The organism is Pseudomonas sp. R9.37, assembly GCF_963878885.1.
Classification (GTDB): domain Bacteria; phylum Pseudomonadota; class Gammaproteobacteria; order Pseudomonadales; family Pseudomonadaceae; genus Aquipseudomonas.
Map to the genome: position 1 here is coordinate 423696 of NZ_CAWNZA010000043.1, position 26294 is coordinate 449989.

Here is a 26294-nt window from a genome sequence, read left to right on the forward strand (position 1 = left end):
GCATTCTAACGCTTCGACAGATGGGATAAAGTCATTACCTATCCGAATTCAAGATGGGTTGAGCCATGAGCGTGCAGTGGAACCTGGACCAGATGCGCCTGTTTGTCAGCGTTGCCGAACAGCGTTCGTTTTCGGCAGTGGCCCGCGACCAGCGCAAGGCGCAATCGGCGGTGAGCAACGGTATCGCTCTGCTGGAAGCGGACCTGGGGCTGAGCCTGTTTGAGCGTAGCAGTGGCCGCCAGCCGCGCCTGACCGAAGCCGGTAGTGTGTTGCTGGAGGAGGCCCGTGAGGTTTTGCGCCAGTGTGAACGGCTCAATGGCCGCGCGCTGTCACTGACGCGTGGCGAGGAAGCCTGCCTGCGCCTGGCCCAGGACGAGGCCATGCTGTTCCAGCCGGTACTCGACAGCCTTGAGGCGCTGGCCGGGCAATACCCGCAGCTGGAGGTGCAGCTTTCCAGCGCCGCTCAAGGCGATGTGGCGCGCAAGTTGGTGGAGCGCAAGGCCGACCTGGGCCTGTTGTTTTACCACGACCAAATCCCTGAGGCGCTTGAACGGCGGGTGGTGGGCAGTGTGGAAATGGTCACCGTGTGCGGTGTGAATCATCCGCTGGCCAAGCAACCGTACGTGACCTGCCAGCATCTGGCGCAGTTTCGCCAACTGTTGATGTCGACACAGACCAGCGTCTACCCCGGCAGCGAAGCCGCCAGCCCTCTGGTGTGGCGCGCCGACAGTTTCTACGTGTTGGCCGAATGGCTGATGAGTGGCCTGGGCTGGGCCTGGCTGCCGCGGCACATCGTGCAGTACCCGACGTATCAACAACAAATGGTTGAGCTGGACAGCGAATGGACACCGCCCGCGCTGGTGGTGGAACTGGTTTGGCGCCGTGACGAGCACCTCGGTCCCGCAGCGCGCTTCCTGGCCGCACGATTTGCCGAGTGCTTGCAGGCGATCGACTGAAAAAGCCGATAAACTCCGCCGCCATGAATAGAACTCTCTACACCTGTCTGTTTTACCTGGCGCTGCCGTTGGTGGCTTTACGTTTATGGCTGCGTGCGCGCAAGGCGCCGGCCTACGCCAAGCGCGTCGGCGAGCGGTTCTCCTATGGCCTGCCGGTGATGCAGCCGGGCGGGATCTGGGTGCATGCGGTATCGGTAGGTGAAAGCATCGCCGCCGCGCCGATGATTCGCGGGTTGATGGCGCGGCATCCGACGCTGCCAATCACCGTCACCTGCATGACGCCCACCGGTTCCGAGCGCATCCAGGCGCTGTTCGCCAATGAACCGCGCGTACAGCATTGCTACTTGCCGTATGACTTGCCGTGCGCGGCCAAGCGTTTTCTAGATCGCGTGCAGCCTAAGCTCGCCGTGATCATGGAAACCGAGTTGTGGCCCAACCATATTCACGCCTGCGCCCAACGCGGTATTCCGGTGGCGTTGGCCAATGCGCGGTTGTCGGCACGTTCGGCCAAGGGCTACGCACGATTCGCCAAGCTCACCGCACCGATGCTGGCGCAAATGAGCCTGTTCGCCGTGCAGACACACACCGAAGCCCAGCGCTTCCTGAGCCTGGGCGCGCGCCCGGAAACCGTCGAGGTGACCGGTTCGATCAAGTTCGACCTGACCATTGACCCTGAGCTGCCGGCGCGCGCTGCCGCCTTGCGCGAGCAATGGGGCGCCAGCGAACGCCCGGTGTGGATCGCCGCCAGCACCCATGAAGGCGAAGACGACGTGGTCCTGGCTGCGCATCGCCAGCTGCTCGAAAGTTATCCCAATGCATTGTTGATTCTGGTGCCGCGTCATCAGGAGCGCTTCGGCCCGATGTTCGAGCTGTGCGGGCAGCAAGGATTCACCACGGTGCGCCGCTCCAATGGCGAGCCTGTGACGGCGCAAACGTCGGTACTGCTCGGCGACACCATGGGCGAGTTGCTGTTTCTCTACGCCCTGGCCGACAGCGCGTTTGTCGGCGGCAGCCTGGTGCCGACGGGCGGGCATAACCCGCTGGAGCCGGCAGCGCTGGCCAAGCCTGTAATCATGGGACCGCACCTGTTCAACTTCCTCGAAATCAGCGCAATGATGCGCGAGGCCGGGGCGTTGCGGGAGGTGGATGACGCCCAGGGCTTGGCCGAGGCGGTGCGGCAGCTGTTCGAGCTGCCGCAGGATGCGCGCAAGATGGCGCAGGCGGGGCTGGCAGTGATGCAGGCCAACCAGGGCGCACTGAAGCGCCTGCTGGATGGGTTGGACAGACTGATTCCTTCCTGAATCAACACGGACAAAAATGTGGGAGCGGGCTTGCTCGCGAATACGGAGTGTCAGTCGCCAGATAGGTTGACTGACCCACTGCATTCGCGAGCAAGCCCGCTCCCACATTGGTTTTGTGGTGTGTTCAGTATCCCGGGCGAGCTTTAAGCTGTTCGGCAGCGGCCTTGGCCAGGTCCGGTGGCAGGAAGTCCTTGTCCGGGTTGTAGTCAGCCTTGAGGTAGCGCGTCAGGTCCTGCAAATCGCCGGGGCTGAGCGTGCCCGCCGCCTGCTTCAAGCGCAGGTTGTCGAGGATGTAGTCGTAGCGGCTGTTGTTGTAGTTGCGCACGGACGAGTAGAGCTGGCGCTGTGCATCCAGCACGTCGACGATGTTGCGCGTGCCCACCTGATACCCGATTTCCGTGGCTTCCACCGCGCTCTGGTTGGAGATGATCGACTGGCGGCGTGCCTGCACCTGTTCCACGTCGGTGTTCACCGCGCGGTGCAGGTTGCGGGTGTTTTCCACCACTTGGCGGCGCAGGCCTTCGCGTTGTTGCTCGCTTTGGTCGAGGCGTGAATAGGATTCGCGCACTTGCGAGCTGGTGAGGCCGCCGCTGTAGATCGGGATGTTCAGGCGCAGGCCGATGGTGCGTTGCGACACATCACCGCCGTAAGGGATGGGCAGTTGATTCGGGTTGCTGAAGCCCAGCGCGTCGTTGTCACCCTTTTCGTATTGCGCCACGGCATCGAGGGTCGGCAAGTGGCCGGCCTTGCGCTGGCGCAGGGTTTCTTCGGCGGCGGTTACCGCGTAGTTGCTGGCCAGCAGGTTGAGGTTTTGGCGGCCGGCGGTTTCGACCCAGGCCTTGGCGTCATTCGGCGCCGGCGGCAGCACCGGCAGCGTGTGCACGATGCCCTGGATCGCGTTGTACTCGCGGTTGGTCAGGGTGATCAGCGCTTCGAAGGCGTCATCCACCTGGCGCTGGGCGACGATGCGGTTGGCGCGGGCGGTGTCGTAGCTGGCCTGGGATTGCAGCACGTCGGTCTTGTCCGACAGGCCCACGTCAAAGCGTTCGTTGGACTGATCGAGCTGGCGCTTGAAGGCATTTTCTTCAGCCTTGGTCGACGCCAGGTTGTCCTGGGCGCGCAGCACGGCGAAGTAGTTCTCGGCGCTTTGCAGGATCAGGTTCTGTTCGGTGGCCGAGAGCTGCAGCGAGGCCTGCTCGTTGACGGCTTCGGCGGCTTGCAGCTGGAACCAGCGGTCGGCACGGAACAGCGGCTGACTCAAGGTTGCGCGCCAGGAGTGCGCATCACGGTTGGCGGTGGCCGCCGGCTGGTCGATCTGGGTGCGCACGTTATTGCTGTCGGCACCGGCCGACAGGTTCGGCAGCAAGCCGGCACGGGCCTGGGGCACCACTTCTTTCTGCGCGCCGTATTGGGCGCGGGCGGCGGCCAGGTCGGCGTTGTTGTTCACCGCTTCCTGGTAGACGCTGACCAAATCGGTTTTGGCGGACAAGGGCGCTTCAGCTGCCCAGACCATTCCATTGGTCGCACAAGACACGGCAAGAGCCAGTGAGAGTTTGCGCAGCATGAGGCGATCCCTAGTGTGAATATTACAGCGATAATTTAGCGCCCAAGGCTAAGGCTGGCCATTTCTGGCGTCAAGCCATTGTGGCGGCAACCGAGTGTAGTGTTGCTGACCCGGCGCAACAATCCCGCAATCACGCCATTCATCACGCTGAATGCACGGCCATTGGCAATTTGCCCACGCCATGGTCTAGACTGGCCGCGTTCTTGTCGGGGTGCCTTGTTGGAAGGCTGAGATCGGTAAATACCGGATCCCGTTGAACCTGATCAGGTTAGCGCCTGCGTAGGGAACAAGATTTCTCGTCACCCGGCGAGTCCTCTTGTGCTTCGTCCGGGATGTTGTTCGACAATCGAACAGCCCTCGTGCCTTGCACAGCACTGGTTTCAGTGCGTCCATCCGTCACAGGTTCGCTCCGACAAAAATCCACCGCCTGGATAGTTGGAGAGCCCGTGATGAGCACAGACATAAAAAGTACAAAACTGAAAAACACCGTGCACTTGAGTGAATCGGCCAAGGTCGACTCCGGCTCCGTGCAGCCGTTTACCCGCTCGCAAAAAATCTACGTGCAAGGCACTCGTCCGGACATTCGTGTGCCGATGCGCGAGGTCAGCCTGGACGTGACCCCCACCGACTTCGGCGGCGAAATCAACGCGCCCGTGGTGGTCTACGACACCTCCGGCCCGTACACCGACCCGAATGTGATCATCGACGTGCGCAAAGGCCTGGGCGATGTGCGCTCGCCGTGGATCGAGTCGCGTGGCGACACCGAGCGCCTGTCGGGCTTGAGCTCGCACTTCGGCCAACAGCGCCTGAGCGACGCCGAACTCACCGCGCTGCGTTTTGCCCACGTGAAAAACCCGCGCCGCGCCAAGGCCGGCGCCAACGTCACGCAGATGCACTACGCGCGCAAAGGCATCATCACCGCCGAGATGGAATACGTCGCCATCCGCGAAAACATGAAGCTTGAAGAAGCCCGCGCCAGCGGCCTGCTCGATCAGCAACACGCCGGCCACAGCTTCGGCGCCAGCGTGCCGAAAATCATCACCCCCGAATTTGTGCGCGAAGAAATCGCCCGTGGCCGCGCGATCATCCCGGCCAACATCAACCACACCGAACTGGAACCGATGATCATCGGCCGTAACTTCCTGGTGAAGATCAACGGCAATATCGGCAACAGCGCCTTGGGTTCGTCCATCGAAGAAGAAGTGGCGAAACTGACCTGGGGCATTCGCTGGGGTTCGGACACCGTCATGGACTTGTCCACCGGCAAACACATTCACGAAACCCGCGAATGGATCATCCGCAACTCGCCGGTGCCGATTGGTACCGTGCCGATCTACCAGGCCCTGGAAAAAGTCGGCGGCGCTGCTGAAGACCTGACCTGGGAGCTGTTCCGCGACACCCTGATCGAACAGGCCGAGCAGGGCGTCGACTACTTCACCATCCACGCCGGCGTGCTGCTGCGCTACGTACCGCTGACGGCCAAGCGCGTCACCGGCATCGTCTCGCGTGGCGGTTCGATCATGGCCAAGTGGTGCCTGGCGCACCACAAAGAGAACTTCACCTACACGCATTTCGACGAAATCTGCGAAATCATGAAGGCCTATGACGTCAGCTTCTCCCTCGGTGACGGCCTGCGCCCTGGCTCGATTGCCGACGCCAACGACGCCGCGCAATTCGGTGAGTTGGAGACATTGGGCGAACTGACCAAGATCGCCTGGAAGCACGACGTGCAAACCATGATCGAAGGTCCGGGCCACGTGCCGATGCAGTTGATCAAAGAGAACATGGACAAGCAGTTGGAATGCTGCGACGAGGCGCCGTTCTACACCCTCGGCCCACTGACTACAGACATTGCGCCAGGCTACGACCACATCACCTCGGGCATCGGCGCGGCGATGATCGGCTGGTTCGGTTGCGCGATGCTTTGCTATGTCACGCCCAAGGAACACTTGGGGCTGCCGAACAAGGATGACGTGAAGACCGGGATCATCACTTACAAGATCGCGGCGCATGCTGCGGATTTGGCCAAGGGCCATCCGGGGGCGCAGATCCGCGATAACGCCTTGAGCAAGGCGCGGTTCGAGTTCCGCTGGGAAGACCAGTTCAACCTCGGCCTGGACCCGGACACCGCGCGCTCGTATCACGACGAAACCTTGCCGAAAGACTCGGCCAAGGTCGCGCACTTCTGCTCGATGTGCGGGCCGAAATTCTGCTCGATGAAGATCACCCAGGAAGTGCGTGAGTACGCCGCCAACCAGCGCATTGAAGCGGTGGATGTGGACGTGGCCAAGGGCTTGGCCGAGCAGGCAGAGCGGTTCAAGCAGGAAGGCAGTCAGCTGTACAAAAAGGTCTGATCCAGAGACGGTGGTGCCTGCACTGCCGTCATCGCGGGCATGCCCGGCTCCCACATTTGATCGGGTTCCGCCTTTGGAATGCGGTCGGATGTGGGAGGCGGTCAGTTGTACAAAAAAGGTCTGATCCGGGATTGCGGGCGCCTGTAAGGGCCTCTTCGCGGGCAAGCCCGCTCCCACATTTGATCGGGTTCCACCTTTGGAATGCGGTCGGATGTGGGAGGTAGTCAGCTACAAGGTTTGATCCGGGATTGCGGGCGCCTGTAAGGGCCTCTTCGCGGGCAAGCCCGGCTCCCACATTTGATCGGGTTCCGCCTTTGGAATGCGGTCGGATGTGGGAGGCGGTCAGCTGTACAAAAAAGGTCTGATCCGGGGTTTTGGGCGCCTGTAATGGCCTCTTCGCGGGCAAGCCCGGCTCCCACATTTGATCGGGTTCCGCCTTTGGAATGCGGTCGGATGTGGGAGGCAGTCAGCTGTACAAAAAAGGTCTGATCCGGGGTTGCGGGCGCCTGTAAGGGCCTCTTCGCGGGCAAGCCCGGCTCCCACATTTGATCGGGTTCCACCTTTGGAATGCGGTCGGATGTGGGAGGCGGTCAGCTGTACAAAAAGGTCTGATCCGGGGTTGTGGGCGCCTGTAAGGGCCTCTTCGCGGGCAAGCCCGCTCCCACATTTGATCGGGTTCCACCTTTGGAATGCGGTCGGATGTGGGAGGTAGTCAGTTACAAGGTTTGATCCGGGATTGCGGGCGCCTGTAAGGGCCTCTTCGCGGGCAAGCCCGGCTCCCACAGTTGATCGGGTTCTACTTTTGGAATGCGGTCGGATGTGGGAGGCAGTCAGCTGTACAAAAAGGTCTGATCCGGGATTGCGGGCGCCTGTAAGGGCCTCTTCGCGGGCAAGCCCGGCTCCCACACATGATCGGGTTCCACCTTTGGAATGCGGTCGAATGTGGGAGCGGGCTTGCCCGCGAATGCAATCTCTCAAACAACACATGTCCCTCAGAGATAACACCCTTGAGCATTCAACCGAGTACCTACTCCCCTGATATCGCGGTGCCGAGCGACAAACGCGTCTTCGGCGCCCGCGACCTGTTTTCCCTGTGGTTTTCCCTCGGCATCGGCCTGATGGTCCTGCAAACCGGCGCGTTGCTCGCTCCGGGCCTGGGCTTGTCCGGTTCGCTGTTGGCGATTTTTCTCGGCACGCTGGTGGGCGTGCTGTTGCTGGCCGCCGTCGGCGTGATCGGCAGCGACACTGGCTTGTCCGCCATGGCCGCGCTCAAACTCAGCCTCGGCGCCAAGGGCGCCAGCCTGCCGGCATTGCTGAACCTGCTGCAGCTGGTCGGCTGGGGCTCATTCGAAATCATCGTGATGCGCGATGCCGCCAGTTTGCTGGGCACGCGAGCATTCAGCGAAGGGAGCCTGCTGGCGAATCCTTTACTGTGGACGCTGTTTTTCGGTGGTTTGGCGACGTTACTGGCCGTCAGTGGCCCGCTGACTTTTGTGCGCCAGATCCTGCGCAAGTGGGGCATCTGGCTGCTGCTGGCCGCCTGCCTGTGGCTGACCTGGAACCTATTCGCCAAGGCCGACCTCGCCGCGTTGTGGGCAACACCCGGTGACGGCTCGATGCCGTTCGCGGTGGGTTTTGATATCGCCATCGCCATGCCGCTGTCGTGGCTGCCGTTGATTGCCGATTACTCGCGCTTCGGCAAACGCGCAAAAAATGTATTCGGCGGCACGGCGCTGGGCTTTTTTATCGGCAATTTCTGGCTGATGAGCCTGGGCGTGGCCTATACCCTGGCGTTTGCACCCAGTGGTGAGGTGAATGCGCTGTTGCTGGCGCTGGCCGGTGCGGGTCTGGGCATTCCGCTGTTGCTGATCCTGTTGGACGAGTCGGAAAACGCCTTTGCCGATATTCACTCGGCGGCAGTCTCCAGCGGGATTTTGCTGCGTTGGAAGGTCGAACACCTGGCGTTGGCCATCGGCGTTATCTGCACGCTGATCGCCTGCTTCGCGCCGTTGGCGCAGTACCAGAACTTCCTGTTGCTGATCGGCTCGGTGTTCGCGCCGCTGTTCGGCGTGGTGCTGGTGGATCACTTTATCCTGCGCCGCCGTGGCCAGGGTTCAGTTGGCAACCTGCACTGGGCGGCGCTGGTGGCCTGGCTGGGTGGCATTGCCACGTATCACGTGCTGGCCAACCTGTATCCGGATATCGGCGCGACCCTGCCGGCACTGGTGCTGGCAGGGCTGTTGCAGTTGATATTGGGCCGGGTCTTCAGTGGCGCGCGGGCATCAGTTCAGGCTTGAGCACGCCCGTCAGACGCGCATAGGGGATGGTCATTTCGATCAGCCCCAATGCGTAAGGGCCGATGGTGGCCACGTTGTACTTGAGCACCACGCCGTCGCTGGTCAAGGCCACGTTCGGGGTTTTCTGAAACGGCCAGTTCTTGACGAACTCCGGGTCGCGGTCCATCTGCGAATTGATCAGCCAGCTGTTGTGGGCGACTTTCGCGGTGTTCCAGAACGCCTGTTCCTGGCCCGGCAGCAGCATGTCGGTCAGGCTCAGCTCTTTGTGCTGCAGGCGTGAGTAGTTGATGAAGCCGCGGCCGGGTTCACCGTGGGCGGCTCCGGTGTCCAGGTAGCTCGAAACTTCAATGATCACCAGTCCGTCATGCTGGTCACGTACCTTGGCCTGCAAGTACATGCTGTTGCGGTCCGGCGATTCGCGCAGGAACTTGTCCCGGTAGGCATTCAGCGTCGGCGGCACGCTGGCGCCGGGCGTGGTGCGGGTCATTTGCAGCAGGCGTTGCTCCACAATCGTGTCGAGCTGCGGCTCACTGGGGAAGTGCACGGTATCAATGTTCACCAGCGGGCAGTCAGGGCTGCCGCAGCCGGGTTTGATCTGTTCGGAGGCGTCCGATTTGGTGTCCAGCGGCTTTAGGTAGCTGGGCTGGAACAGGCTCTGGCAGGCACCCAGGGTCAAGGCAATACAAGCCACGGAGGCGATTTTTAAAAGCGACATGTGCGTCCTTCGGAAATCGATGGAAAGCGAAAAAGAGTAGCGCTTCGACTGCGAACAGAGTCGTCAGTTCGCCACTAAGCTGATTAGAGTGAGTTTGACCTCCGCCGTCTATCCCGGCAACTGGAAAGGGGCTGCATCAAGTGGCAAGGGCGCGTTAGGATGGCGCGAATTGCACCCGCGTAAACGAGGAAGAATATGACGGACATTGCCAAATCGACGCCGAACAAAATCGAGATTGTTCAGCGCGACAATGCCTACGAGGGCTTCTACAAGCTTGATCGCGTGCAGCTGCGCCACGAGAAATTCGACGGCGGCATGAGCCGGGTGATCAACCGTGAAGTCTTTGTTCGGCACGACGCGGTGTGCGTGTTGCCATATGACCCGCAGCGCGATGAAGTGGTGCTGATCGAGCAGTTCCGCGTGGGCGCCATGGGCCGTACCGACAACCCGTGGCTGATAGAAATGGTTGCCGGCCTGATCGACAAGGATGAAGCGCCGGAGGAGGTTGCACACCGCGAAGCCGAGGAGGAAGCTGGGCTGACATTCTCTGCGCTGTGGCCAATCACCCAATATTTCCCATCGCCCGGTGGCAGTACCGAATTTGTCCACCTGTATCTGGGCCGTTGCGACAGCACCGGGGCCGGTGGCGTCCATGGACTGGAAGAAGAGGCAGAAGATATCCGCGTCACCACCTGGGCCTTTGAAGATGCCTTGCAAGCGGTGCGTGACGGCAAAATTTCCAACGCAGCCAGCATTATCGCCCTGCAATGGCTTGCGCTTAATCGCGCGGAAGTGAGGGGGTTATGGCAGTAAAGGCACGGGAACGATATCGCGTTGACCTGATCGGGTTGCAAGCCGCCTGCGAGGCCAACTATGCGCGGCTGATGCGCTTGCTGCCCGACATGCGCCACACCCCCGAGGCGCGGCGTATTGCCGTGACCCACGGCGACCAGATGCTTGGCGTGCTGACCCTTGAAGTCATCGTCAACTGCCCGTACACCACCACCCTGCGCGTGCGCCAGGAGCACAGCCTGCCGTGGCTGCCGGTGCCGCAACTGGAGGTGCAGGTCTACCACGATGCGCGCATGGCCGAAGTGATCAGCGCCGAACATGCGCGACGCTTTCGCAGCATCTATCCTTACCCGAACGTGTTCATGCACCAACCCGATGAGAAAGCACAGCTCAATGTGTTCCTCGGTGAATGGCTGAGCCACTGCCTGGCCCTGGGCCATGAGTTTGAAGTCGTGCGGTAGATGTGAACTGCGTCTTTCCTCTTTGCGTCCTGCCCTAGCATAATCGCCCACATGTCCTTTTCTGTGATTGCCCTGGGAGAGCGCCTTGCCGAGCGTATCCACCGTGAACCCTGATGCGCCAGCGCTGCTGGTGCAGCTGTCCGACAGCCACCTGTATGCCGAGGCCGACGGCGCGCTGCTGGGCATGAACACCCGCGAAAGCCTGCAGCGAGTGATCGGGTTGGTGCGCTCGCAACAGCCGCAGATCGATTTGCTGCTGGCCACCGGCGACCTGTCCCAGGACGGCACGCTTGAGTCCTATCAACAGTTTCGCGACCTGACCCGACAGATCGACGCTCCGGCGCGCTGGATTCCCGGCAATCACGACGAGCCGCAGATTATGGCCCACGCCGCCGAACACAGTGATTTGCTGGAGCCGGTCGTCGACATCGGCAACTGGCGCGTCACCTTGCTGGATTCGGCTGTTCCAGGCTCGGTGCCCGGTTACTTGCAAGATCAGCAACTGCAATTGCTTGCCCAGGCCTTGAGCGAGGCGCCTTCCCGTCATCATCTCGTGTGTTTTCACCATCATCCGGTGCCCATTGGCTGTGCGTGGATGGAGCCCATCGGCCTGCGCAATCCGGAGGCTTTGTTTGCGGTGCTCGACCGCTTTCCGCAGGTCAAGGCGCTGCTCTGGGGCCATGTGCATCAGGAAATCGACCGCGATCGCAACGGCGTGCGCTTGCTGGCGTCGCCGTCTACCTGCATTCAGTTCGCGCCGGGCAGCGAAGACTTCAAGGTCAGCGAGCAAGCGCCGGGTTACCGCTGGCTGCGCCTGCACGCCGACGGGCGGTTGGAGACCGGCGTAGAGCGGGTCGAAGGTTTCGCGTTTACCATCGATTACGGCAGCAACGGCTACTAAAAGCTGTAAACAATGATCAAAAATGTGGGAGCGGGCTTGCTCGCGAAGGCGGTGTATCAGTCGCCAGCTGTACTGACTGACGCGCCGTATTCGCGAGCAAGCCCGCTCCCACATGGGTTGTGCGGTAGCTGGACGACAGGGTACTCACACACCACCCCGATCCCTGTAAACTGCGCCTCTTTGGCTGACGCACGGAGAGCCCGGCATGTCTGCTTCGATCTTGTATATCCACGGTTTCAACAGTGCGCCGGCCTCCAACAAGGCCAGTCAGTTGATGACCGTGATGGACAGCCTCGGCCTGGCCGACCAATTGCGCGTGCCGGCCCTGCATCACCACCCGCGCCAGGCAATTGTTCAATTGGAAGAAGCGATTGCGCAGCTGGGGCGGCCGCTGCTGGTCGGCAGCTCACTCGGCGGCTACTATGCAACCCATCTTGCCGAACGCCATGGCCTTAAGGCGCTGCTGGTCAACCCGGCGGTCAGCCCGCATCGGATGTTTGACGGTTACCTGGGGACCCAGAAGAACCTCTACACCGATGAAACCTGGGAGCTGACCCACGACCACGTCGCGGCCCTGGCCGAACTGGAAGTGCCAGCCCCGCAGGACGCCACGCGTTATCAGGTGTGGTTGCAGACCGGGGATGAAACCCTGGATTATCGCCTCGCCCAACAGTATTACCGGGCCTGTGCCTTGCGCATCCAGGCCGGTGGCGACCATGGCTACCAAGGGTTCGCCCAGCAACTGCCGGCGATGTTGAGCTTTGCCGGCATTGGTGCAGATCAGTATCAATCCTTCGACTTTGCAGCCCTGTAAAGCCGCAGGTTACTTTTTAATCGAACGACTCACGACGAGACCCCATGGCCACTCCCAGCGCTAGCTCTTATAACGCCGACGCCATCGAAGTCCTCTCGGGCCTCGACCCGGTGCGTAAACGCCCAGGCATGTACACCGACACCAGCCGGCCGAACCACCTTGCCCAGGAAGTCATCGACAACAGCGTCGACGAAGCCTTGGCCGGGCATGCCAAGTCGGTGCAAGTCATCTTGCACGCCGACCATTCCCTGGAAGTGTCCGACGATGGTCGCGGCATGCCGGTGGACATCCACCCCGAAGAGGGGGTGTCGGGCGTCGAGCTGATCCTCACCAAGCTGCACGCCGGCGGCAAGTTCTCCAACAAGAACTACCAGTTTTCCGGTGGCTTGCACGGTGTGGGTATTTCCGTGGTCAACGCCCTGTCCACGCAGGTCAGGGTCAAGGTCAAGCGCGACGGTAACGAGTACCAGATGACCTTCGCCGATGGCTACAAAGCCACCGACCTGGAAGTGATCGGCAGCGTTGGCAAGCGCAACACCGGTACCAGCGTGTACTTCGCGCCGGACCCGAAATACTTCGATTCACCCAAATTCTCCATCAGCCGCCTCAAGCATGTGCTCAAGGCCAAGGCCGTTCTGTGCCCGGGTTTGCTGGTCAGCTTTGAAGACAAAGGCACCGGCGAGAAGGTCGAGTGGCATTACGAAGACGGCCTGCGTTCCTACCTCGAAGACTCTGTCAGCGACTTCGAACGCCTGCCCAACGAGCCGTTCTGCGGCAGCCTGGCCGGTAATAAAGAAGCCGTTGACTGGGCGCTGCTGTGGTTGCCTGAAGGCGGCGACAGCGTGCAGGAAAGCTACGTCAACCTGATCCCCACCGCCCAGGGCGGCACCCACGTCAACGGTTTGCGCCAGGGTTTGCTGGACGCCATGCGCGAATTCTGCGAATACCGCAGCCTGTTGCCACGTGGCGTGAAGCTGGCGCCGGAAGACGTGTGGGAGCGCATCGCGTTCGTGCTGTCGATGAAGATGCAGGAGCCGCAATTCTCCGGTCAGACCAAGGAACGCCTGTCGTCGCGTGAAGCGGCGGCGTTTGTCTCCGGCGTGGTCAAAGATGCGTTCAGCCTGTGGCTCAACGAGCACCCGGAGCTGGGCCTGGCCCTGGCGGAGTTGGCGATCAATAACGCCGGCCGCCGTTTGAAGGCCAGCAAAAAGGTCGAGCGCAAGCGCATTACCCAAGGGCCGGCACTGCCGGGCAAGCTGGCCGACTGCGCCGGGCAAGACCCGATGCGTTCCGAGCTGTTTCTGGTCGAAGGTGACTCCGCCGGCGGTTCTGCCAAGCAAGCGCGAGACAAGGAGTTCCAGGCGATCCTGCCGTTGCGCGGCAAGATCCTCAACACCTGGGAAGTCGATGGCAGCGAAGTCCTCGCCAGCCAAGAGGTGCACAACATCGCCGTGGCCATCGGCGTCGACCCGGGCGCGGCAGACATGAGCCAGCTGCGCTACGGCAAGATCTGTATCCTCGCCGACGCCGACTCCGACGGTTTGCACATCGCCACGCTGCTGTGCGCGCTGTTCGTCCAGCACTTCCGCCCATTGGTGGATGCCGGTCACGTCTACGTCGCCATGCCGCCGCTGTACCGTATCGATTTGGGCAAAGAGATTTTCTACGCGCTGGACGAAGCCGAGCGCGATGGCATCCTCGACCGCCTGGTCGCCGAGAAGAAACGCGGCAAGCCACAGGTCACGCGATTCAAAGGCCTGGGTGAGATGAACCCACCGCAGCTGCGCGAAACCACCATGGACCCGAACACGCGGCGCCTGGTGCAGTTGACCCTGGAAGACTTCGCCGGCACCTCGGAAATGATGGACATGTTGCTGGCGAAAAAACGTGCACCGGATCGCAAGGCCTGGCTGGAGTCCAAAGGCAACCTGGCCGAGGTTCTGGGCTGATGCGCACAGGTTTCGCCCTGGCGATCCTGATGTTGAGCGGGTTGGCGGCGGCCCAAGTGGTCGCCGAGCCCGTGGCTGAGCTAAAGCTGATATCCGAGCATCCGGTGGACGGCATGCGCGGCGGTAACCTCTCGGGCCTGGCGGTATGTGGCCAGGAGCTGTGGACGGTGTCCGATCGCGATGACGACCAGATTTACCGACTCGACATCAGTGCGCCGACCTGGCAGGCCGAAACCGTGAAAATTGACGTGCCGCCGGTGCCCGAGTCCGGGTTGCCCTGGGGGTTACGCTCGCGCACCAAGGCGGCGTCGTTCATCCGCGGTGGCGACCTGGATTTTGAAGGCATTACCTGCGATGCCGCCGGCAACCGCTACATTGTCAGCGAGGCCCACGCTGCGGTGCTGCAAGTGCCGATGGCGGGCGCCCCTGAATGGTTGAAAATCGCCCCTGGCATGGTGCGTGAAGCCCGCGCCAGTGGCATGTTGCTGCACTTCAACGCTTTGTTCGAAGGCCTGGCGGTGAATCCTGCCGGTAATCAGATTTGGCTGGCGGCCGAGCGTGAGCGGCGTGGCTTAATCTCGATCAAGCGCGGGCAGAGCGTATGGGACTGTGACGGTCCCTGTGTGTTGTTGAGCGAGGCTGGCCAGGAAGTGCAACCGGCGCAGTTCACCAACGCCAAGGCTGTGTCCAAGGATTTTGCCGACCTGGCGCTGTTTGACGGCAAGCTGTTTACCCTGGAGCGCAATGCGTTCCAGATTTGCCGGCGCGATGCGGTCACCGCCAAAGTCGAGCTGTGCTGGTCGTTTGCCGACGAAACCCTGATGCCGAAACGGCGCTATGCCCAGCCCTACGGCCTGGCCGAAGCCCTGGTGGTGGATGCAGACGGCGCCTGGCTGGGGATCGACAACAATTTTGGCCCGCGCGCCGATGGTGAAAAACGCCCTGTGGTCTATCGTTTCGCCGCGCCTGCCGGCGGCTGGAGCGCCCAGCCATGAGCGGGCAGCCGCCTGGCAAGCGCGCCGGACGTGTGCTGATGTTTGTGGCATGGGGCGCCGGGCTGTTTTTGGCCACACGGTTTTTTGGGCAGTGGGAAGCACGTCAGGAAAATCCCAATGCGGTGGTGACCTCGCAGCAACACGCGGGGTACATCGAGGTGAAATTGCTGGGCAACGGCCAAGGGCATTTTGTTGCCAGTGGCCAGATCAATGGTCAGCCGGTGGAGTTTATGCTCGATACCGGCGCGACCGATGTGGCGGTGCCGGCCGAATTGGCCGACCGCCTCGGGCTTAAACGTGGCCTGCCGGTGACCTTGAGCACCGCCAACGGCCGTGTTCAGGGCTACCGCACCCACCTCGACCGCCTGAAGCTGGGCGATATCGTCCTGCAGGACGTCCGCGCGATCGTGGCGCCGGGCCTGGACGGGGAACAGGTGCTGCTGGGCATGAGCGCATTGAAACAACTTGAATTTACCCAGCGCAGCGGCACATTGCTGCTGCGCCAGACCAAACAATGATGAGGCCCGCATGAGTGACATCCTCGCAGACAGCTTAGATGGCGTAGAACGCCGGTCGCTGGCTGACTTCACCGAAAATGCCTACCTCAACTACTCCATGTACGTGATCATGGACCGTGCCTTGCCGCATATCGGCGACGGCCTGAAACCGGTACAACGGCGCATCATCTACGCCATGAGTGAGTTGGGGTTGGACGCTGATTCCAAGCACAAGAAGTCGGCGCGTACCGTCGGTGACGTGCTCGGCAAGTTCCACCCGCACGGCGACTCGGCGTGCTACGAAGCCATGGTGCTGATGGCCCAGCCGTTCAGCTACCGCTACACGCTGGTAGACGGGCAGGGTAACTGGGGTGCGCCGGATGATCCCAAGTCATTCGCCGCCATGCGATACACCGAGGCGCGCCTGTCGCGTTACTCCGAAGTGCTGCTCAGCGAGTTGGGCCAGGGTACCGCGAACTGGGGCCCGAACTTCGACGGCACCCTGGACGAACCCTTGGTGTTGCCGGCCCGTTTGCCGAATATCCTGCTCAATGGCACCACCGGCATCGCGGTCGGCATGGCCACTGACGTGCCGCCGCATAACCTGCGCGAAGTGGCCACCGCCTGCGTACGCTTGCTGGATGAACCCAAAGCCACGGTCGAGCAGCTCTGCGAGCATATCCAGGGCCCGGACTACCCGACCGAAGCGGAAATCATCACGCCGCGCGCCGACCTGCTGAAAATGTACGAAACCGGCAAGGGCTCGGTGCGCATGCGCGCCGTGTACCACATCGAAGACGGCGACATTATTGTCACCGCGCTGCCGCACCAGGTGTCCGGCGCCAAAGTGCTGGAACAGATCGCCGCGCTGATGCAGGCCAAACCGTCGAAACTGCCGCAAGTCGCTGATCTGCGTGACGAGTCCGACCACGAGAACCCATGCCGCATCGTGATCATCCCGACCAACAGCCGGGTCGACCACGAAGTGCTGATGCAGCACTTGTTTGCCAGTACCGACTTGGAGTCGAGCTACCGGGTCAACGTCAACATCATCGGCCTGGACGGCAAACCGCAGCTGAAAAACCTGCGTAACTTGCTGGTGGAGTGGCTTGAGTTCCGCATACAAACCGTGCGCCGCCGCCTGCAATTTCGCCTCGACAAGGTCGAGCGTCGCTTGCACCTGTTGGACGGCTTGCTGATTGCTTATCTCAACCTGGACGAAGTGATCCACATCATTCGTACCGCCGAGCACCCGAAAGCCGAGCTGATCGCGCGCTTCGAGCTGAGCGAGATCCAGGCCGACTACATTCTCGACACCCGCCTGCGTCAGTTGGCGCGCCTGGAAGAGATGAAGTTGCGCGACGAGCAGGATGCATTGCTCAAGGAACAAGCCAAGCTGCAAGCGCTGCTGGGCAGCGAAGCCAAGCTCAAGAAGCTGGTGCGCAGCGAACTGATCAAAGATGCCGAAACCTATGGTGATGACCGTCGCTCGCCAATCGTCGAGCGCGCAGAAGCGAAAGCTCTGACAGAAACCGAGCTGTTGCCTAACGAGAAAATTACCGTCGTTCTGTCGGAAAAGGGTTGGGTTCGCTCCGCCAAAGGGCATGATATTGACGCTACCGGCCTCTCGTACAAGGCCGGTGATGGCTTCAAGACCGCGGCTGCCGGGCGTTCCAACCAATTTGCAGTGTTTATCGATTCCACCGGGCGCAGTTACTCGGTGCCGGCGCACACGTTGCCTTCCGCGCGTGGCCAGGGCGAGCCGCTGACGGGGCGACTCACACCGCCACCGGGGGCGAGTTTCGAATGCGTGCTGCTGCCCGATGATGATTCGCTGTATGTGATCGCGTCCGACGCGGGTTACGGTTTTGTGGTCAAGGGTGAAGACCTGCAGGCCAAGAACAAGGCGGGCAAGGCGTTGCTGAGCTTGCCCAACAACGCCAAGGTGATCCTGCCGCGCACAGTGGAAGACCGCGAGAGCAACTGGCTGGCGTCGGTGACCACCGAAGGGCGTCTGCTGGTGTTCAAGATCAGCGATCTGCCGCAGCTGGGTAAAGGCAAGGGCAACAAGATTATTGGGATTCCCGGGGAGCGTGTGGCCAGTCGCGAAGAGTACGTGACCGACATTGCAGTGATCCCGGAAGGCTCAACCCTGGTACTTCAGGCTGGCAAACGCACGCTGTCGCTGCGTGCTGACGACCTGGAACATTACAAGGGTGAGCGTGGGCGGCGCGGTAACAAACTGCCGCGGGGCTTCCAGCGAGTGGATGCTTTGTTGGTCGAAACGCCGGTTTAAGGCGTATTAGGGCCCTCGATCTACGATTTAACGCGTAGATCGACGCTTTCGCGCTGGAGTCATGGCGCATATTCACGGATGATATGGCCTTTCCAGCGCCGGCGTGGCCGAGCGTGTTTAGGTTATTTTTAGTATTACATTGTGGTTCGCCTTGTGGCAGCCACCTGGATGGGATGATGACTGCTCCACGCCTTCCTTTATTTTTGATGCTCGCTGGCCTTTTGGGGCTGGCGGGTTGCAGCACGCACCAGCCGGTGTCGCTGTACCAGCTGGACAGCGGAAGTCCGGCTCAGCCAGCGCAAACCGCTGGCATGGCCGTATTGCTTGGCCCGGTAGTCGTTGCCGATTACCTGCAACGTGAAACCCTGCTGCAACGTCAGAACGACGGCAGCCTGCAAGGTTCCACTGACGGCCGTTGGGCGGGCAGTTTGTCGTCCGACATCAACCAGTTGATGTTGCGCCAAGTGGCCGGTCATCTGGACAGTCAGCGTGTGGTGCTCGCGCCTGCGCCAACCGGCTTTACTCCGGATGTGCAGGTGTTGCTGACCATTACGCGGCTTGACTCGGGCGCCTCGCAGCCGGCCATCCTCGACGCGCAGTGGCGTCTGATCGACCGCCGTGGCCAGGTGCGCGATAACCGCATCGTGCATTTGCAGGAAGAACACAGCGGCACCACCGCGTCCCAGGTCCAGGCCCAGGGCGTGTTGTTGCAGCATCTGGCGCAGCAGTTGTCGGTGGCGCTCAAGCCATTGGCCAACCAGCCGCCGGTTGCCGAGGCACCGCGCAAGCAAGCCCCGGCTCAGGCCAAGCCCGCAGCGCCGGAAAAGCCGAAGATGCCGATGGCTACGCCGATTCGTACGGACATGGAAGTGTTCAGGTTCTGATCTGAATCGCAGACAAACAAAAAGGCCCGCTTATTCAGCGGGCCTTTTTTGTTTGTCCGGGATTTGAGTTGCGCTGCAGATTAATTTGGGAGCGGGCTTGCCCGCGAATGCGTTGGATCAGTCGATAAGCCTGGCCACTGACACGCCGCCTTCGCGAGCAAGCCCGCTCCCACACAAGCCCACTGCTCAGTGGGCTGGGCGGTGTCTTCAGGACTTGGTACGGGTCTCATGCATCCGCGCCAACTGCCGCTCCAGCATCGACGGATACGGCTCCATCAAGCGTTCCACACAGCTGGCGCCTTCAGGGCTGGCAATCGGGCGGATACGCGCGCGTTGGCGAATCAATGCGTCTTCGCTGATCTTGCGCTCCACCAGCAGCAGGTTGCGGCTGTGTTGCGACAAGGCCAGCGCATCCTGGGCGATTTCAGTCAGCAGCAGATCGATCTGGCTCATGCCAAACAGATCATCGCCCACGGTCAAACCAAGCTGCAGCTGCAAGGTGATGCCGCTGTCGGCCACTTCGATCTGCAGGGCATGGCCGAGGGCGCGCAACAACTCGCCGCAGCAAATGGCGTTGGTCAGGTAATCTTCGCCGCTGTCTTCGCTGTGGAACAGCATCAGCGTGCTGCCGTCGTTCAGGGTGTGCAGTTCGCTCTGATACAGCGAGGCGGCCTGGTCCAGGCAGTCGCGGTAGCGTTCCAGCAATTCCGTCAGGCGGGCGCGGGGCAGGCGGCGCAGTTGGTCCTGGGCGCCCAGTTGCACGGCCAATACGGCGCTGTGCTGAGGCTCGGTGTTCTTCACCGGCGCAGGCTTAGGCACGACGGCCGCGGTGGCGGCCGAGGTATCGCGCAGGTCGGAGAACGGGTCTTCGTCATCCAGTTCATCTTCCTCAGCCTTGATGACCTGGCGGGGCGCGGGCTTGAGGCCTGCCACCGGCGCACTTTCGTCAAAGCCTGGATCACGCAGGTCGCGCACTTCAAACTCGGGTTCGTCGTCGTAATCGGTGTCGTCGTACTCGGGTTCGGGCTCGACCTCGGGCACTACCGGCTCGGGCGCGAAGCTGGCGTGAAGCTGGCGGGCGAGGTCGCCGATCTCATCCTGGCGATCAGTGGCCGGGGTGTGTTCGTCAATATCGCGCAGCCAGATGCGCAGCTGCATCAGCGGCGTGGAGATATGCCGCCCCAGGCGCAAGCTCAAGGCCAGGGCCAATGCCAACAGGATCGCACTGAGGATACCCATGCTTTGCAGGCTGATGGTCATCGGCTGCTGGAATTGCTGCATGTCCAGGCTGATGCGCAGTTGGCCGGCCTTCACATCCTGAAACGTGATGTTGCTCGAATACAAACCTTCGGCTTCACCCAGCAGGCCGTTTTTCGGGCGTTGCCCGGCTTCGGCCATGATCCGGTTGTCCACGCTGTAGATCGCGGCGTGGGCCACCAACGGGTTCTTGGTCAGGTTGTTGAGCAGCACGTTGAGGCTGAGAATGTCGTTGGACACCAGCAGCTCAGTCGCCGACGTGGCGGTCTGAGTGGTCAGGCTCTCGCCCAGGGCGTCGGCTTGCTCGTGCATGGCCTGCTTGAACTGCAAGCCCATCACGCAGGCATAGATCACCAGGGCCAGAGCGACCAGGATCACGTTATGGCTGGCGATGCGTAATGCGATCGGTACACGGCGGTGGCGCAGTGCCCGGAAGATCAGCAGGAAGAAGTTATCGGTTTTTACTGGCGTAGGCCGGTTCACTTGAGCTCGGCTCTTTAGTCCGTGAAGTTGACGCGCAGTATAGCGACAGGCCTGGGACCGGCAAAGCGCTGGCTGTGCCCGATGGTCACTGAAAGTGGGTAGAATGCGGTTTTTTTCCAGCCTGGGGGTGCGCTTTGCGCGAAATTGTCCTGATAAACATCACAGGTGTTGACCGACCGGGTCTCACCGCAGCCATTACCGGTGTGCTGGCCCAGGGTGGTGTGAACATTCTCGACATCGGGCAGGCGGTGATCCACGACACCCTCTCGTTCGGCATCCTCGTGGAAATCCCGAGTACCGAACAGGCTTCTTCGGTGCTCAAGGACATCCTGTTTACGGCGTATAAGCTCGATCAGCAGGTGCGTTTCACGCCGGTGTCCGAAGCCGATTACCAGCATTGGGTGGAAGGCCAGGGCAAAAAACGCCACATCGTTACGCTGCTGACCCGCAAGGTCACCGCCGAGCAATTGCAGCGCGTCAGCTCGATTACCGCCCAGTACGGTTTGAATATTGACCATATCGACCGTCTGTCGGGTCGCATGCCGCTTGATACGCCAGCCGACAAGGGCAAGGGATGTATCGAGTTTTCCGTGCGCGGCGAACCGGCGGATCCGCAAGCCCTGCGCGCCGAGTTCTTGAGCGTGGCTCAGGAGCTGAATGTCGACATCGCCTTCCAGGAAGACTCGCTGTTCCGCCGCAACCGCCGCCTGGCGGTGTTCGACATGGACTCCACGCTGATTGAAGCCGAAGTCATCGACGAGCTGGCCAAGGCTGCCGGTGTCGGCGAGCAAGTGTCTGAAATTACCGAGCGCGCCATGGCCGGTGAGCTGGATTTCCGTGCCAGCTTCAAGGAGCGCCTGGCGCTGCTCAAAGGCCTGGATGTGAGCGTGCTGGACTCGATCGGCGCCTCGCTGCGCCTGACCGAAGGCGCCGAAACCCTGTTCGCCGAACTCAAGCGCCTGGGCTACAAGACCGCGATTCTATCGGGCGGCTTTACCTACTTCGCCAAGCAACTGCAGGCCAAGCTGGGCATCGATTATGTGTTCGCCAACGAGCTGGAAGTGGTGGATGGCAAGGTGACGGGCGTGGCGGTGGAGCCGATTGTCGACGCGCAGCGCAAAGCGGATCTGCTGAGGGAATTGGCGCATAAGGAAGGTTTGCGTCTGGAACAGACCATTGCGGTCGGTGACGGCGCCAATGACTTGCCGATGCTGGCAATTGCCGGGTTGGGTGTGGCGTTCCGCGCCAAGCCACTGGTCAAGCAATCGGCCAAGCAGGCGATCTCGACGTTGGGGCTGGATGGCGTGTTGTACCTGCTGGGCTTGCGCGACCGCGACGGTCAGTTGTAACTGGCAAAACGCAGTTGAAAATGTGGGAGGGGGCTTGCCCCCGATTGCGATGAGTCAGTCACCCGATGAGGTGACTGAAACACAGCTATCGGGGGCAAGCCCCCTCCCACATTGGGTTTGGTGTCAGGCTTTAGGAGCGGCGATGCCCTGGCCCATCTGTACCGGCGTGCCCGCCACCAGTTCTTCGGCCCACTTAACCTGGTCCGGCCCGAACAGCACAATTGCAGTCGAACCCAGCTTGAAGCGGCCCAGTTCTGCGCCTTTCTCCAAGTGAATCGGTGCGCGTGCAGCCTCGTCGTAGCGGAAGGTTTTCAGCTCGCGTTTTGGCGGCGTCACCAGCCCGGCCCAGACGGTTTCAATCGACGCGACGATCATCGCACCCACCAACACCACCGCCATCGGGCCGCGTTCGGTGTCGAACAGGCAGACAACACGTTCGTTACGGGCAAACAGCTCAGGCACGTTTTCGGCGGTGGTCTGGTTGACCGAGAAAATTCGACCTGGCACGTAGACCATCTCGCGAAGCGTACCGGCCAGCGGCATATGCACGCGGTGGTAGTCCTTGGGCGACAGGTAAATAGTGGCGAAATCACCGCCCATAAACGGTGCAGCCAATGCGGCATCGCCGCCCAGCAATTCCAGCACGCTGAAACTGTGGCCCTTGGCCTGGAACACGCGGCCGTGTTCGATTGGGCCAAGCTGGCTGACGGCGCCGTCGGCCGGGCTGAGTACCGCGCCTGGGGTTTGATCCAGCGGGCGCGCGCCGTCTTTCAAGGCGCGGGTGAAGAAGGCGTTGAAATGCTCGTAGGCGGTCAAGTCTTCAACCAGGGCTTGGGACATGTCTACCTGATAGCGCTTGGCGAACCAGGCGGTGAAGGCGTTCTTGAACCAGCGCACGCGGCACTCGGCGATGCAGCCGGCCAGTCGCGAGAGCAAGTGGTGCGGCAGCAAGTACTGGCTGAGGATAAACAACTGCTTTTTCATTAACTGTCCTTAAACCTTAAATCTCAACGGGGGTGTCGGGGTGGTTGCCCCATTCGCCCCAGGAACCGGCATAACCTTTGACTCGCGGATAACCGAGCGCCTTGGCCACCAGGTAGGTGAAGCCAGAGCGGTGGTGAGTCTGGCAGTGGGTGATGATTTCTTTGTCTTTGGTCAATCCGAGGTCTTCCAGAATCTGCGGCATGTCGCGGCGGATACGCAGGCTGCGCGCCTTGTCCATGCCGGCGGTCCATTCGAAGTTCACCGCGCCGGGGATGTGTCCGCCCTTGGCTGCGAGCACTTTCTCGCCGGAGTATTCCAGGGGGCCGCGTGCGTCCCAGATACCCAGGTCGGCCGCGCCAAGTCGGCTTTGCAGGTATTCGCGGGTGGCGGTAGGGCCGTCGTGCAAGGTCAGGCTCACCGGCCCGCCGACAGGGGTGGGCACCTCGGTGGATAGCGGGTGCTGACCGTCCAGCCATGCCAGCAGGCCGCCGTCCAGGTAGTGGTATTTCTGGTGGCCGATCACGTCGAGCAACCAGATGAAGCGCCCGGCCCAGCCGCCGCCTTCGTCGTCGTAGACCACGTAGGTGGCATCCGGGGTGTGGCCCAGTTCGCCGAACAATTTTTCGAGGTCGGCCTTGTGCGGCAGCAAACCCGGTGCGGGCGCCTGGCCCAGTTGGGTGCGCTTGGGGTCAACGAAATGCGCGCCGGGGATATGCCCTTCGGCGTAGCGGGCGACACTGGTGAGGTCCACCAGAATCAGGTGTTCGGCATCCAGTTGACCGAGCAGGTCGCTGGACTCGATCACCAGCGGCAAGCCAGAGAAGTCAGGCATGTGAGGTCTCCTGGGCACAATTGTTGGCGATAAAAGAGGGCGATTGTAGCGCAAGCATCAAGCGCTGCGGTTGGTAAAGCTGTGCAGCGCTTTCTCGATGCATTGAGCGGTTTTGCCGAAGGCCTGCACGGTGGTTTCCGAGAAGGGGCCACCGCCCTGATCGGCGACCATCAGCATCACGACCTTGCCGTTGCAGCTCAACGAACGCAGCAACAGGTGTTCGCCATTGAACAGGCGGCGCAGGATCGGCGGCAGCAAGGCCGAGAACTGTGCGTGGTTGTCTGGCGTGAGGCGTACCTGGGCAGACTTTTCCAGCAGGCGCTGCAGCAGCGTGCTGTTGACCACGTCCAGGCTCAGGTTTGCCGCGTCCCTGGGCAAGCCGTCGGCCTGGTGCACGCGCAAGGTGCTCAAGGCGCGGTCCGCCATGAACAGCAAGACGCGCTGCATGCCACTGGCAACCAGGGCTTCTCGGGCGCAGGTGGTCAGGTGCATGGCATTGGCAAAACGGCTCGGTTCGACCAGCAGCTCGGTGCAACGCTTGCGCCACACGGCGAGTGCCTCGGCAGTGGGCGGCGGCGCCGGCAACAGGCCGCGATGGATTTTCTGCACATGCCACGGCCAGATCAGCGACAACGCCGGGTGCCAGAGGTCAGGCATCAAGGTTGTGCGTGCGCTGGTCACCGCTTGCTGGTGAACCTGTTGCTGCACGTCACTCAGCGGCTCTTGCAGGTACAGCGCCGTGAGGTACTGCCAGCGCTCGGTGTGCGGGCAAGTCCAGGATTCCTGCGCCGACATCGCCAGGCCGTTGGCCAGCAGCACAGTGTTGGCTGGCTGGTTCAGCCAGCGGCGCAGGTTGGGTTCGGCGTCGAGCAATTGCTGTTGGCGCAGCGCGTCGTCTTCACGGGCGATGCGCAGCGCCTTGACCAGCAAGCGCTGTTCAGTCAGCAGCAGGTTGTAGCCTTGGGAGACCCAGATTGGCAGGTGCCAGGCTTCGGTCAATCCGCGGCACAAGTCCAGCAGGCGCACACCGAACAGTGCCTGTTCGACCGTGTGTGCCGACTGGCCTTTGTGGATCACCCGCAGTTCCCATTCTTCCAGAAGCTTGGGGTACGCGACGGCCATCGGCCACAGCGGCGACAGAAACAGCAAGCTGCCCCAATGAATGTCTTGCCACAACCGCGCGAGGCGGCTGGCGAACAAACCGTTGGCTTGCTGGGAAGCGTGCTGGCTCACCAGCAGCAGTTGGCGCAGGGCCACCGGAATGTCTTTTTCCGGCACCGAGGGCAGGCGCGCCAGCAACTCCTCGGCGCGTTTGAGGCCGAGGCGGTTGAGCGCCACTTCGAGGTTTTCCGCCGGCCCCGACAGGCTGCCATGGGCCTGGCCGTTAGCCTCGCGCATCACGCTGAGCACCAGCGCCGGGCTGTGTTGCATCAGCTCGGCAATATCCCGTAAAGAACTACGGCTATCGCGGATGGCCTTGCACACGCGTTCGTGACTAGCCTGAGGAACAGGCAGCAGCACATCGTCCAGGCGCTTTATCCAAGCCGCGAGGGTAGTGGGTTTTGTCGTTGGAGCTGTCGTTTCATTAGCCATGATTGGGGCGCGATCATCACTTGCGTTCTACACGCCCGGAACGGGCCGAATTGGCTTTTCGCCTTAACGGGCTATAGTCTGGCGCAGTTTTGCCGATAAGTAGAACAAGAGTTTTCAGCTTCACCCAATATGTCCATGAACCCGACGGCGCAAGTACCAATCTCCTATGGCTAAAATTATCGGCATCATCGTCGTCATCGCAAGTGTGCTCGGTGGGTACGTCCTGTCCCACGGTAAAATTGCTGCGCTGATCCAGCCCTTCGAAGTGTTGATCATCGGCGGTGCCGCGTTTGGCGCATTCCTGCAGGCCAACCCCGGCTACATGACCATGCACGTGATCAAGAAGTCGCTGGGCATGTTCAGCTCGCGCTTCTCCCACACCTTTTATTTGGAAGTGCTGGGGCTGATCTACGAGATCCTCAACAAGAGTCGCCGCGAAGGCATGATGGCTATCGAAGGCGACATCGAAGACGCCGCCGCCAGCCCGATTTTCGCCAAGTACCCGGCGGTGCTCAAAGACGAGCGCATGACCGCCTACATCTGCGACTACCTGCGCATCATGTCCTCCGGCAACATGGCGCCGCACGAGCTGGAAGGCTTGTTCGACATGGAGTTGTTCAGCCTTAAGGAAGAGCTGGAACACCCATCCCACGCCGTGACCGGCATCGCCGACGGCATGCCCGGCTTCGGTATCGTTGCGGCGGTACTCGGCATCGTGGTGACCATGGCGTCCCTGGGCGAAGGCGACCAGAAGGCCATCGGCATGCACGTGGGCGCGGCCCTGGTGGGTACCTTCTTCGGTATTCTCGCGGCCTATGGTTTCTTCGGCCCTCTGGCGACCTCCCTGGCCCATGATGCCAAGGAAGAAGTGAATTTGTACGAAGCGATCAAGGCCTGCCTGGTGGCTTCGGCGTCCGGCATGCCGCCATCGCTGGCGGTGGAGTTCGGGCGCAAGGTGCTGTACCCGAAACATCGCCCAAGTTTTGCCGAGCTGGAACAAGCGGTTCGCGGTCGCTAAGT

General features: G+C 61.6%; 21 protein-coding genes and 1 riboswitch. Of the genes, 15 read left to right on the plus strand and 6 right to left on the minus strand.

The window, feature by feature from the left end:
• The first annotated feature begins 65 nt into the window (after positions 1-65).
• The gene (locus AACU78_RS20935; RefSeq protein WP_106577598.1) at positions 66-956 is read left to right on the plus strand and encodes a LysR family transcriptional regulator; all 891 of its coding nucleotides are present in this window, start codon (positions 66-68) and stop codon (positions 954-956) included.
• A 23-nt stretch (positions 957-979) separates the two neighbouring features.
• On the plus strand, positions 980-2257 hold the full coding sequence (gene waaA / locus AACU78_RS20940; protein WP_106577599.1) for a lipid IV(A) 3-deoxy-D-manno-octulosonic acid transferase: 1278 nt from the start codon (positions 980-982) through the stop codon (positions 2255-2257).
• 124 nt (positions 2258-2381) lie between these two features.
• Here the strand turns inward: waaA and AACU78_RS20945 are convergent, their stop codons facing one another.
• On the minus strand, positions 2382-3821 hold the full coding sequence (locus tag AACU78_RS20945; protein ID WP_106577600.1) for a TolC family outer membrane protein: 1440 nt from the start codon (positions 3819-3821) through the stop codon (positions 2382-2384).
• Between the two features lie 197 nt (positions 3822-4018).
• Positions 4019-4124: riboswitch (TPP riboswitch) on the plus strand.
• 146 nt (positions 4125-4270) lie between these two features.
• On the opposite strand from AACU78_RS20945, the gene thiC reads away from it, so the two are divergent.
• The gene (gene thiC / locus AACU78_RS20950; protein WP_106577601.1) at positions 4271-6175 is read left to right on the plus strand and encodes a phosphomethylpyrimidine synthase ThiC; all 1905 of its coding nucleotides are present in this window, start codon (positions 4271-4273) and stop codon (positions 6173-6175) included.
• Positions 6176-7182: 1007 nt separating this feature from the next.
• Positions 7183-8472, plus strand: coding sequence for a putative hydroxymethylpyrimidine transporter CytX (cytX, locus tag AACU78_RS20955; RefSeq protein ID WP_106577602.1), 1290 nt, complete (start codon positions 7183-7185; stop codon positions 8470-8472).
• On the opposite strand, the gene AACU78_RS20960 is transcribed toward cytX, so the two are convergent.
• The gene (locus tag AACU78_RS20960; RefSeq protein WP_106577603.1) at positions 8441-9187 is read right to left on the minus strand and encodes an RsiV family protein; all 747 of its coding nucleotides are present in this window, start codon (positions 9185-9187) and stop codon (positions 8441-8443) included. The two genes, cytX and AACU78_RS20960, sit on opposite strands and share 32 nt — an antisense overlap.
• A gap of 195 nt (positions 9188-9382) precedes the next feature.
• Between AACU78_RS20960 and AACU78_RS20965 the strand changes: the two genes are divergently transcribed.
• The 9 genes from AACU78_RS20965 to AACU78_RS21005 all read left to right on the plus strand — a co-directional run bounded on the left by AACU78_RS20965 (position 9383) and on the right by AACU78_RS21005 (position 18776).
• A complete protein-coding gene (locus AACU78_RS20965; protein WP_106577604.1) occupies positions 9383-10000 on the plus strand; it encodes an NUDIX domain-containing protein in 618 nt (205 codons plus the stop codon).
• The gene (locus AACU78_RS20970) at positions 9991-10440 is read left to right on the plus strand and encodes a DUF1249 domain-containing protein (protein WP_003209507.1); all 450 of its coding nucleotides are present in this window, start codon (positions 9991-9993) and stop codon (positions 10438-10440) included. The genes AACU78_RS20965 and AACU78_RS20970 overlap by 10 nt, the downstream gene beginning before the upstream one ends.
• Positions 10441-10525: 85 nt before the next feature.
• A complete protein-coding gene (gene cpdA, locus AACU78_RS20975; RefSeq protein ID WP_106577605.1) occupies positions 10526-11341 on the plus strand; it encodes a 3',5'-cyclic-AMP phosphodiesterase in 816 nt (271 codons plus the stop codon).
• Between the two features lie 205 nt (positions 11342-11546).
• A complete protein-coding gene (locus tag AACU78_RS20980) occupies positions 11547-12155 on the plus strand; it encodes a YqiA/YcfP family alpha/beta fold hydrolase (RefSeq protein WP_106577606.1) in 609 nt (202 codons plus the stop codon).
• A gap of 44 nt (positions 12156-12199) precedes the next feature.
• On the plus strand, positions 12200-14104 hold the full coding sequence (gene parE, locus AACU78_RS20985) for a DNA topoisomerase IV subunit B (RefSeq protein WP_106577607.1): 1905 nt from the start codon (positions 12200-12202) through the stop codon (positions 14102-14104).
• On the plus strand, positions 14104-15099 hold the full coding sequence (locus AACU78_RS20990; protein WP_106577608.1) for an esterase-like activity of phytase family protein: 996 nt from the start codon (positions 14104-14106) through the stop codon (positions 15097-15099). The genes parE and AACU78_RS20990 overlap by 1 nt, the downstream gene beginning before the upstream one ends.
• Complete coding sequence (locus tag AACU78_RS20995) at positions 15096-15617, plus strand: retropepsin-like aspartic protease family protein (protein WP_106577609.1); 522 nt, start codon at positions 15096-15098, stop codon at positions 15615-15617. The genes AACU78_RS20990 and AACU78_RS20995 overlap by 4 nt, the downstream gene beginning before the upstream one ends.
• Before the next feature lie 10 nt (positions 15618-15627).
• Positions 15628-17892 (plus strand): DNA topoisomerase IV subunit A, encoded by a 2265-nt coding sequence (parC, locus tag AACU78_RS21000; RefSeq protein ID WP_106577610.1) that lies wholly within the window; start codon positions 15628-15630, stop codon positions 17890-17892.
• Positions 17893-18068: 176 nt separating this feature from the next.
• Positions 18069-18776, plus strand: coding sequence for a PqiC family protein (locus tag AACU78_RS21005; protein ID WP_164487902.1), 708 nt, complete (start codon positions 18069-18071; stop codon positions 18774-18776).
• Positions 18777-18983: 207 nt separating this feature from the next.
• Here AACU78_RS21005 and AACU78_RS21010 read toward each other — a convergent pair whose 3' ends face one another.
• On the minus strand, positions 18984-20516 hold the full coding sequence (locus tag AACU78_RS21010) for an AhpA/YtjB family protein (protein ID WP_106577612.1): 1533 nt from the start codon (positions 20514-20516) through the stop codon (positions 18984-18986).
• Between the two features lie 134 nt (positions 20517-20650).
• Here AACU78_RS21010 and serB point away from each other — a divergent pair, with 134 nt between their 5' ends.
• On the plus strand, positions 20651-21865 hold the full coding sequence (gene serB, locus AACU78_RS21015; protein ID WP_106577613.1) for a phosphoserine phosphatase SerB: 1215 nt from the start codon (positions 20651-20653) through the stop codon (positions 21863-21865).
• Positions 21866-21988: 123 nt separating this feature from the next.
• Here the strand turns inward: serB and asd are convergent, their stop codons facing one another.
• Genes asd through AACU78_RS21030 form a run of 3 tightly spaced genes read right to left on the minus strand, consistent with a single transcriptional unit; the run spans position 21989 to position 25274 of the window.
• Positions 21989-22849: an archaetidylserine decarboxylase gene (asd, locus tag AACU78_RS21020; RefSeq protein WP_106577614.1), complete on the minus strand. Its 861-nt coding sequence runs from the start codon at positions 22847-22849 to the stop codon at positions 21989-21991.
• Positions 22850-22865: 16 nt separating this feature from the next.
• Positions 22866-23681: a rhodanese-like domain-containing protein gene (locus tag AACU78_RS21025; RefSeq protein WP_106577615.1), complete on the minus strand. Its 816-nt coding sequence runs from the start codon at positions 23679-23681 to the stop codon at positions 22866-22868.
• Between the two features lie 57 nt (positions 23682-23738).
• Positions 23739-25274, minus strand: a complete 1536-nt coding sequence (locus AACU78_RS21030; RefSeq protein ID WP_106577616.1) for an HDOD domain-containing protein — start codon at positions 25272-25274, stop codon at positions 23739-23741.
• Between the two features lie 166 nt (positions 25275-25440).
• Between AACU78_RS21030 and motA the strand changes: the two genes are divergently transcribed.
• Positions 25441-26292 carry a flagellar motor stator protein MotA gene (motA, locus tag AACU78_RS21035; protein WP_003217532.1) on the plus strand — a complete coding sequence of 284 codons (852 nt, stop codon included), beginning with the start codon at positions 25441-25443 and terminating at the stop codon, positions 26290-26292.
• The last annotated feature ends 2 nt before the right edge of the window (positions 26293-26294 follow it).